The sequence below is a fragment of the Halorubrum trueperi genome (assembly GCF_042662525.1).
Classification (GTDB): domain Archaea; phylum Halobacteriota; class Halobacteria; order Halobacteriales; family Haloferacaceae; genus Halorubrum; species Halorubrum trueperi.
The window spans coordinates 807,753-815,993 of record NZ_JBHSXI010000001.1 but is presented as its reverse complement, the minus strand read 5'-3'; the positions used below and the strand labels follow the sequence as shown (position 1 = coordinate 815,993).

The following is an 8,241-nucleotide window of genomic DNA, read 5'->3' as shown; positions in this document are numbered from 1 at the left end:
GATCTTACAGGAGACGCTCGCTACCGCTACGCAACCGAGGTGTGAGGCTTAGCTAAAGACGAATGAGTAAAGATATGAGCAACCGATCCCGGTTTGAGTTCGTTGAACCTTATGTCACCGGAAAGGAGGTACTGGATTTCGGATGTGTCCAACACACGCCAAATAAAACAGATCGAGATGACTGGTTTCACGATATGATCTGTGATGTCGCTTCGTATACCGTTGGTGTGGATACAGTTGAGGAGGGAATTACCAAATTAACTCAGGAGGGATACAATGTTCACCACGGCGATGTGAAATCCATTCGGTTAGACGAGAAGTTCGATGTCGTTGTGGCTGGAGAATTGATTGAGCATCTTGCTGACTTCGAGTCCTTTTTTGAGACCGTGCGTTACCATCTTCGTGACGATGGTGTGTTAATTTTGACTACGCCAAACGCATTTAGCCTCTATTTTTGGCTTAAATGCCTATTGGACCACGAGTTCGTTAATCCAGACCACACTTGTTGGTTTGATGCATCAACACTATCTCAATTACTCGAATCACAAAATTATTCCGTCAAGAAAATGATGCATGCGAAAATGAGTAGAAGGGATAACGTTAATTCACCGTCTCAGTTTAAGGGCTGGTTGATCGAATCACTTCTTCCACCCCGTGTCAGTCACAGAAATCTCATTGCAGTGGCATCGCCAGAGTAAAGTTTATCCTTATCTTCAAAAAATTTATTTTCGATGTCTCTACAATGAAAACAAAATTGTTCGAGATTAAAATTCTGAAAGCCGTCCTATAATGAGCTGCTGTGTATCGGACGTAAAGTTCGCCGGAAGCAGTTCAATGGCAGGGGGTTGGATAAGAGAATGGGTGTCTGTTACACTATATAACAGCGGAGAGGGCGGCTGACAACTGTTCGCCGCCGGCGCCATCGTTCTTTCGCTTAGCCTCGAGCGACCACTCTCCTCCCGCTGGGCAAGGAATAATGTTGAGATGGACGCTTCGTTCAGATCATGCCAAGTTGTTTAAGTGCGAGTACCCGGTCCTGAACGTGTCTTTTCTCGGCTTTCTGTCTGTCAGAAGATACTGGTTCTCGACCTGTTGTCTCCATTTCGGTAATGACAGTACCGTCGATAGACTCCGGGATCGAGTAGCCTAGGAGGTGGAGTATCGAGGGAGCAACATCAGCTATTCCGTCAGTTTCACGGCACTCAACGTTAGCAATATCGGGGCCGTTGGCGATGAGGATACCTGCCTGTTCGTGCACACCAGAATTCGGCGTTGGACTAGTCTTGCGTTCGAAGACGGTCGTGCCTAGATTTCCTGAACAGTAGAATCCCTCGTTCGTTTCTAAAACGAGGTCAGGGGCCTGCTCGATGTATGGGCCTTGATAGAGTTCATCACGTCTATGGACCCGTTTGAACACCTGGTCACCGGTCTTGGGATCTTCCAGATCGAGGAACATCTTCGCCAGTTCGTCACAAAGCCCGTCATAGGCTGCCTGACTCACCTGCCCGAATTTCTCACGCCCCATCAGATTCAGGTATACGTTCGGCATCACGCCGAAACTGTATGCCTTCGATCTTGACCAATCGATGGCATCACTAATTCTATCGTTTTTCGGCATTCGGCTCTTGGCCGCTGATTGAGCCGAATCAGGAAGTAAAGAGGCTATCGTTTCAGGGCTGATGTACTTCGTCAGACGGTTGTACGCTTCAGCGAGCATTGCCCCAGACGTCTGGAACTCGTATTCCAGGTAGTCCCACTCGTTAAGCAAGGCGTTGATATTCACTTCGGTGTGGCACGGCTTGAAACCGTGGTCACTCGCGACAAGTACGTTGACAGGCTCGTCGAAACACGCAAGGATATTTTCTAATGCCTCGTCAAATCGTTTGTACGCGTCACGTATCGCCGTATTATACTGTGAATCTGTATGTGCTGGATGACTCCCATCCATAAAAGCCCAGAAGTGGTGTTGTATGTGGTCTATCGCATTGAACATTAAGAAATACAGCGGGACATCACATTCGTTGATAAGGTACTTGAAAAACTCTTCGCGGGCGGCGATACGTTTCATCACCCCATCCAGTATTTCCTCATTGTCATCGCGCCAGTTAATCCGATAGTCGTAGTAGTCGGGGATGGCGTCTTTGAGCGCTGGTGGTTGAGTGATCTGATCCTGATTTATTCGAGCGAGACTACCTTGGATAAAAAATCCGTCGGAGCTGTGATACGGAATGAGTGGAATCGAGGCGAGTCCAATCGGCTCATCAATATACTCCCAGAAGAAATCGAATCCTTTCTTTCGGGCATCGTTGATATAAAAATTCAGCTCGTCAGGGAACCGGCCCATGAAGTCGAACATGCCGTACTTCGCAGGGTTTTGACCCGTGGCGAAGGACGGCCATGCGACAGACGTCGTCGGTGGTTGCGTACTGTTGAGCACCGAGTGATACCCGCCATCGATGAGACGACTGAGTGTGGGGAGTTCGTCCCGATATTCGTCGATGACGCGGTATGTCGCCCCATCAAGCCCGATTATTGCTGTTTTCATCGTCTATTCTAAATAACCGAGTGATTTGAGATTCTCACGGGCCCTACTCTTGTCCCCACCCGACCTGTGTATCGTTGCTGAGTCTTCGATTTCTGGATGTTCCTTGGTGACTTCTCGGAGCACGAATGTGATATACTCCTCGACGGAATCGAACTCAGATCCAGTGACTCGTTCCTCGAGGCGGTCACTCACGTCGTCAGGAATTTCGATTGACCGTACCATATGCGAAGTTGGCGTCATTAGAGGTAATAAACCCGTCGGGTGGACCTACCGTCACATTATTCGACGACTTTGTTGGTGTCCAACGACGGTATTATTCCGCTCCGTCTATAAGCTGCTACTCACTCGGCTTGGAAACGATACTGTCAAAGAGATCCTGATAGAGCCGGCGATTCTGTGGGTCTTGTACCGTTCCGGGACATGGGTCAGTGTGGTAACATCGCTTAAGTAGCATCTCTCCCAGTTCTTGACAGTCGGCACCGATATTCGAAACGTACACCGGCACCTCACCGCCGGAATCAGTCGCGACAACCGGCACACTGTAGTGGAGTGCCTCCAAAACGACATTCGGTAACCCCTCAGAGTTAGAGGGATGGAGCAGGACGTCGGCCGACTGGAAATAGGCACTGAGTCGGTCGTGTGGTACCCACCCTGTGAAGTGGACCTGGTCGTACTTTTGAAGGGTCTGTTTGACGTACCGCTCGTACTCCCCCGAACTCCCGACGATAACAGCGTGTGTGTCAGTACTTCGCTCCATGACGTACCGGATCGTCCGACCAAGTCGCTTGGGTCCTTTGGAGCGCTTGAAATAGCCCACAAACAGGACAAGCTGGTCTTCGTCGGGAATGTCGAGTTCCGTCCGGACCGCAGGCGAAGCCGACGACTCATCGACTTGCTTGTCCTCACACTCAATATGAAGCGGTTGGGGAATTGCCCAGAGCTTCGAGGAATCAATTCCTCGCGTCTGGAGTTTCTCTTCCATTACTGGTCCTAGTACGATGACATTGTCAGCGAGTCGGACCGAAAGCGCTCCCAGAATATTATTCTTCACAAAACATCCAACAGTCGAACCAACTCCCGTCTGGTGTCTCCAGAGGTTGGTGAAATCACTCGTCACTCGGACTACCGAGTCCGATCTTGTCAGTTTTGATACAATAGCACAGAGCAACCCATTCACCGGTAGATTTCCGAACGAGGCAACTATATCTGGGCGTTCGCAGCGGACGTACGTGTACAGGAGGTAGAACGTTAGGGGAACGAGTAGTAGTCGTCGCAACCACTTGTTCCGAAAATCTCGTTTGACGCCTCGCTTGATGTCGAAGGTGTTAGTAATCCGATCGCTCGTCTGTTCCGGGCCAAGTAGTGTCACGTCAAACTCGGGCGTGAGTTTCGAACAGATGCCGTAGTTTACACGCTCTGAGTTGTAATCGGAAATATCTGGAATCGTCAGAACGGCAATGGAATTATTTGACCGTGACATCTCGGTATTGTTGATGCCATGATTGGTCGATGAGATACATATCTCTATCGGTCGTGCCTTTCGAAACGGAACATATTACACCATCGCAAGTACAGACAGATATATGAGGCCCCTCTCTGTTCGGCTCCTTCGAAATATCCGAAATCCGCTTCAGTTCATCGATTGGACACGCTACCAGTTCTCCCGCGGCAATGACGTGTATCTATCCACACTTCCTAGCAGTGGGACGCACTGGCTTCGGTTCCTCATCGCGAAGGGAATTGTCGACGCGTATGACCTTGACTATGCGTTTACCGATATCCGACCAGAAAGTGTCGTGCCGACATTTCGGGACAAAACTGCCCGGTTTGCGTTCAACGACCATACGGATATTCCACGTGTTCAGCACACGCACAAACCATACTCGGTTCTACTTCGTGGCGGCCGGGTTATCGTTCTTGTTCGCGATCTTAGGGATACAATGGTTTCGAGCTACGATACGTACTCCGAACACAAGAACGGTTCCATTACTTTCTCAGAGTTTTTGCGGGCCGATGGCGTCGATGAAAAACGACATCGGACCCTCGAATGGCGCATCGACTTTCTGAATCAGTGGCATCGAAATTGGGACAATGTCGATGATCACCTCTGTGTCAAGTATGAAGTGTTGAAACGCGATACACACGGTGTCACGCAAGATGTACTTGAGTTCATTGGACTTGACAACGTATCTGACGCGCTGGTTAGCCGAGTCACTGAGTTCTGTGATATCGATCATATGCGCTACATCGAGGAACACGGTGAGGCGAACCCAGATATTCTCGGTGATCCCAACGAGCAGGTTAAACCGGCAGGCGAAGGCGCCAAAATCAACGAGGGAACGATCCATAGGTACCGAGACTATTTCGATGAGTCCGACAAACGCTATTTCAAGCGGCTTGTCGATGAACGTCTCGAAGACTACTTCGGTTACGACTATGGAAATTTCTAGGGGACAGCGCAACGCGGGCGTACGGAGTCAAATGATAGCATCTTACCTCGGCATCTGCTCTTCCACAGCTGTGTGCTCTCTGCCGCGTGTTCCCAGAAAGTCCGATTGACCACCCCACTAAACTACTTAGATGTCACTCAAATCTCGTTTTAGCTGGAACAGCCTAGTAAGCTTCTTCAGTCTCGCCGGCGTTCAAATGGTAAAATTTCTCACTAGTGTTGTCTTCGTGAACGTCGCGGGATCGTTCGCCGTAGGCATTTATTTCGTATTTATATCGGTATATCGACTATTGAATCGGGGGACGACGTTCGGCATGGGCCAAGCTATTGTGAAACGAGTCTCAGAGCAGGGGTCAGGAACAGAAGCCACTACCGCCGATACCGTGGCAACTGCATTTGTACTCCGAGCAATCCCTCTCTTACTTATCAGTACAACGCTGGCTATTTTCAATAGTCGTGTGGACAGTTATGTCGGCCTCAACTCGGCATGGGTATTCGTCATCATCGCGCTCTGGGGCACGGCGCTATACTCAACATTTCGCTCGACATTGTATGCTCAGCGGAAGATAGACGTAGCGAGTGGATTTGATTTGTTCAAAGATGTAGGAACAGCAGTAATTCAGGTCGCTCTCATCGTCATCGGCTACGCTCAGTGGGGTCTCGTCGTCGGGTTCATCACAGGATTACTCGTCTCGGCCATTTCTATTTCCGTGGTCGCACGGGTTCCGATTCATACTGCGTCTTTGAATTGCGAAAGGGCGAAGTCGCTGTTCTCATTCGCGAAGTTCTCGTATTTAGATAATCTCGTCGGCGGTGAGCACCGCTGGCTCGACATCATCATCCTCGGAGCCTTCACATCAGCTGATCAGATCGGTGTATATGGGATTGTATATGCGTTAGCACAGTTTGGTCTTATAACCTCTACTGTTCTAGGTCGTAATATCCTTCCCGAGGTGAGCAACCTCGCATCTACTGACGACACAGAAATTAGTGAACAGCTTCTTTACAGAGTACTCTCGTATTCGACTCTCTTTACATTCCCAATACTTGCTGGCTCGTTTGTCATCGCTGACCGATTGCTACTGGATATCTATGATCTTGATACGGGAGCGATGTCACTACTTGTCCTCGCTGCCGGAACGGTCGCATACAGTGCGTACAATCAACTCCATCAGCTTATCTACGGGCTTGACAAACCAAAGTATGCGTTCCTGTTGAGCGCCCTCTCGACAGCCATAAACGCGATTGTGGCTGTTCTACTAATCCCATTCATCGGTATCCTTGGGGCGGCGATTTCCACATCGCTCTCGATGCTTGCGGCGCTCATCGGCGGGCTGTACGTCGTCGCTGTACACAGCGAGATCAGCGTTCGACTTCCACTCCGCCCCTGGGGATTCCAAGCTACCTGTGCCATCATAATGGGAGTCATCATTTTTGCGATCCAGTCACTGGTCGTGTACCAGACGCGATTTTACTCCGCCGGGCTAATTATCACTGGCGGGATAGTATACTTATCGCTAGTGGTTTCGATCGACTCGTTCCTTCGAGTACAGATACGACAAGTCCTCGCCCGCATCATCACCTAGCCACCCCTCGTGGAACGCGATCACCGCCTCGGCGTTCTCACGCCACTCTTTTTATGCTTGGGTGCGCTCAAACTGTCCCATATGGCTCGACAGGGTCTGGTGAATCGCTAGACTGCGCTGATTTCACTGTTTCACGGATTGTTAATATTGTAGATCGGACACATCAGAGCGATTTTACGAGATTTGCGGTACCACACTCAGGCAGGCACCGTGTTGATGAGTGTTCAGCACGTCAGCACCGGCATATATACGTGGCTAGCTTGAGAAGATGAATCTAGACAGAGGCGTGGGCCGAACCCAAGTAACTCATTGCGGCTACCGCTTCTCACGGTTTGCCGTCTTGAATTCGTGCGTACAACTCTAGAATTGCTTCAGCGTTGGCCTGCCAGTCGTTGTAGGTCTTCGCTCGCTGGTCGCGTGGGGCGCGCCGATAGGCCTCGGATTCGAGTACAGTCCGGAGCCCCTCGGTCAACCCCTCGGTCGTATTATTGGTGTAGGTGTACCCGATATCGTCGTCGAGTATTTCACCGATGCGTCCGATGTCTGGGGCTACGCAGAACGTGCCACACATCGCGGCCTCTTTGAGCGCAATCGGGTGGTTCTCCATTTCGGAGGCCATTACGAATAGGTCGCTGGCGTTCAAATATCGAGGAATATCTTCGCGTGGAACCCTCCCAAGAAACTTCACAGTCTCTCCCGAGGTCTGGTCGTCAGCCAGTATTTCAAGATCGTTGCGTTGGGATCCAGCTCCGATAACCTGAAATTTTAAGTTATAGTCCGATTCCAGTCGTGAGACAGCCCTAATAATACGATCAACACGCTTGACGGGTTCCAGTCGGCCAACGAAGGTAAGCAGTTCCGTATCAGGATCGCCGTCTCGAAGATCAGATGAGAATTTTTTAGAAACAGAACTAGGATAAAAAGACCCAGTATCAACTGCGGGGTCAAGCATGACTCGTGGTAGATCTAGAATTGATCTGTCATCGTACTCTGACTCACAGCCACCCCAAAAGATGAGTCCGTCAGCACTACGAAGATAGCGATGATAGAGTGGGTTGACTTTCCCGCGGACGGCGTAGAGAAGTGTCCCAGAGATGTCGTCACTCAGTTTTGCCAAGAGAGGGCGGCCAGTAGTTAATACAAGATCACATTCACGGAGAAATTCCTCATGCTCCTGCCAGATTCTCCAGCGGAACACTTCCTCGTTAATATGGCGAAGTATTTTTCCAGCCGGCTCAAATAGATTATAACTGTGTTGGTACCAGTATCGATTTTCGACGATACGAACTGGACGATCAATAGTGATAGGAGATCTAGTCTCGTCTCGTTGAGTTACGTACGTTACTTCACTCCCGAGTCGTTCAAATTCACGCCCAAGCTTAAGATCATTTATTTCCGCGCCACCTCGTACGTGACCTAAGTGGCTAGATATAATGGCTATCTCAGCATCAATCATTGGGTCATTAATAGTTTTTCTGTTGTCCATATTAATCCTTCAGGTTTGTCTCGACAAACCCGATAATCGGTACTTCCCAACCGGTCTAAGAACTACTGCTGAAACGTACTCTCATCAGGAAGATCTCTGGTTGAGTGAATGTGTTCACAATCCCCCAACCAGACGGCCATCTTTCAGCAACAGGCGTGAAAGAACTAGCGCATCT

General features: G+C 49.8%; 7 protein-coding genes. 3 read left to right on the top strand and 4 right to left on the bottom strand.

Features of this window, described 5'->3' with window-relative positions:
- The first annotated feature begins 74 nt into the window (after positions 1-74).
- On the top strand, positions 75-698 hold the full coding sequence (locus ACFQEY_RS04170; RefSeq protein ID WP_379765063.1) for a class I SAM-dependent methyltransferase: 624 nt from the start codon (positions 75-77) through the stop codon (positions 696-698).
- 299 nt (positions 699-997) lie between these two features.
- Here the strand turns inward: ACFQEY_RS04170 and ACFQEY_RS04165 are convergent, their stop codons facing one another.
- The 3 genes from ACFQEY_RS04165 to ACFQEY_RS04155 form a co-directional block, all read right to left on the bottom strand.
- Positions 998-2,545 carry an alkaline phosphatase family protein gene (locus ACFQEY_RS04165; protein ID WP_379765061.1) on the bottom strand — a complete coding sequence of 516 codons (1,548 nt, stop codon included), beginning with the start codon at positions 2,543-2,545 and terminating at the stop codon, positions 998-1,000.
- A gap of 3 nt (positions 2,546-2,548) precedes the next feature.
- Positions 2,549-2,767, bottom strand: a complete 219-nt coding sequence (locus tag ACFQEY_RS04160; protein WP_379765059.1) for a hypothetical protein — start codon at positions 2,765-2,767, stop codon at positions 2,549-2,551.
- A 115-nt stretch (positions 2,768-2,882) separates the two neighbouring features.
- Positions 2,883-4,025: a glycosyltransferase gene (locus ACFQEY_RS04155; protein WP_379765057.1), complete on the bottom strand. Its 1,143-nt coding sequence runs from the start codon at positions 4,023-4,025 to the stop codon at positions 2,883-2,885.
- A gap of 103 nt (positions 4,026-4,128) precedes the next feature.
- Between ACFQEY_RS04155 and ACFQEY_RS04150 the strand changes: the two genes are divergently transcribed.
- Both ACFQEY_RS04150 and ACFQEY_RS04145 read left to right on the top strand, forming a co-directional pair.
- Positions 4,129-4,995, top strand: coding sequence for a sulfotransferase domain-containing protein (locus ACFQEY_RS04150; protein WP_379765055.1), 867 nt, complete (start codon positions 4,129-4,131; stop codon positions 4,993-4,995).
- 130 nt (positions 4,996-5,125) lie between these two features.
- Positions 5,126-6,580 (top strand): lipopolysaccharide biosynthesis protein, encoded by a 1,455-nt coding sequence (locus ACFQEY_RS04145; protein ID WP_379765053.1) that lies wholly within the window; start codon positions 5,126-5,128, stop codon positions 6,578-6,580.
- A 325-nt stretch (positions 6,581-6,905) separates the two neighbouring features.
- Here the strand turns inward: ACFQEY_RS04145 and ACFQEY_RS04140 are convergent, their stop codons facing one another.
- Positions 6,906-8,036: a glycosyltransferase family 4 protein gene (locus ACFQEY_RS04140; protein WP_379765051.1), complete on the bottom strand. Its 1,131-nt coding sequence runs from the start codon at positions 8,034-8,036 to the stop codon at positions 6,906-6,908.
- Positions 8,037-8,241 lie beyond the last annotated feature (205 nt).

Coding starts and splice junctions, on each gene's coding strand:
- ACFQEY_RS04160 (WP_379765059.1), bottom strand. CDS start 2,767: ATGGTACGGTCAATCGAAATTCCTGACGACGTGAGTGACCGCCTCGAG.
- ACFQEY_RS04145 (WP_379765053.1), top strand. CDS start 5,126: ATGTCACTCAAATCTCGTTTTAGCTGGAACAGCCTAGTAAGCTTCTTC.
- ACFQEY_RS04140 (WP_379765051.1), bottom strand. CDS start 8,036: ATGATTGATGCTGAGATAGCCATTATATCTAGCCACTTAGGTCACGTA.
- ACFQEY_RS04170 (WP_379765063.1), top strand. CDS start 75: ATGAGCAACCGATCCCGGTTTGAGTTCGTTGAACCTTATGTCACCGGA.
- ACFQEY_RS04165 (WP_379765061.1), bottom strand. CDS start 2,545: ATGAAAACAGCAATAATCGGGCTTGATGGGGCGACATACCGCGTCATC.
- ACFQEY_RS04155 (WP_379765057.1), bottom strand. CDS start 4,025: ATGTCACGGTCAAATAATTCCATTGCCGTTCTGACGATTCCAGATATT.
- ACFQEY_RS04150 (WP_379765055.1), top strand. CDS start 4,129: ATGAGGCCCCTCTCTGTTCGGCTCCTTCGAAATATCCGAAATCCGCTT.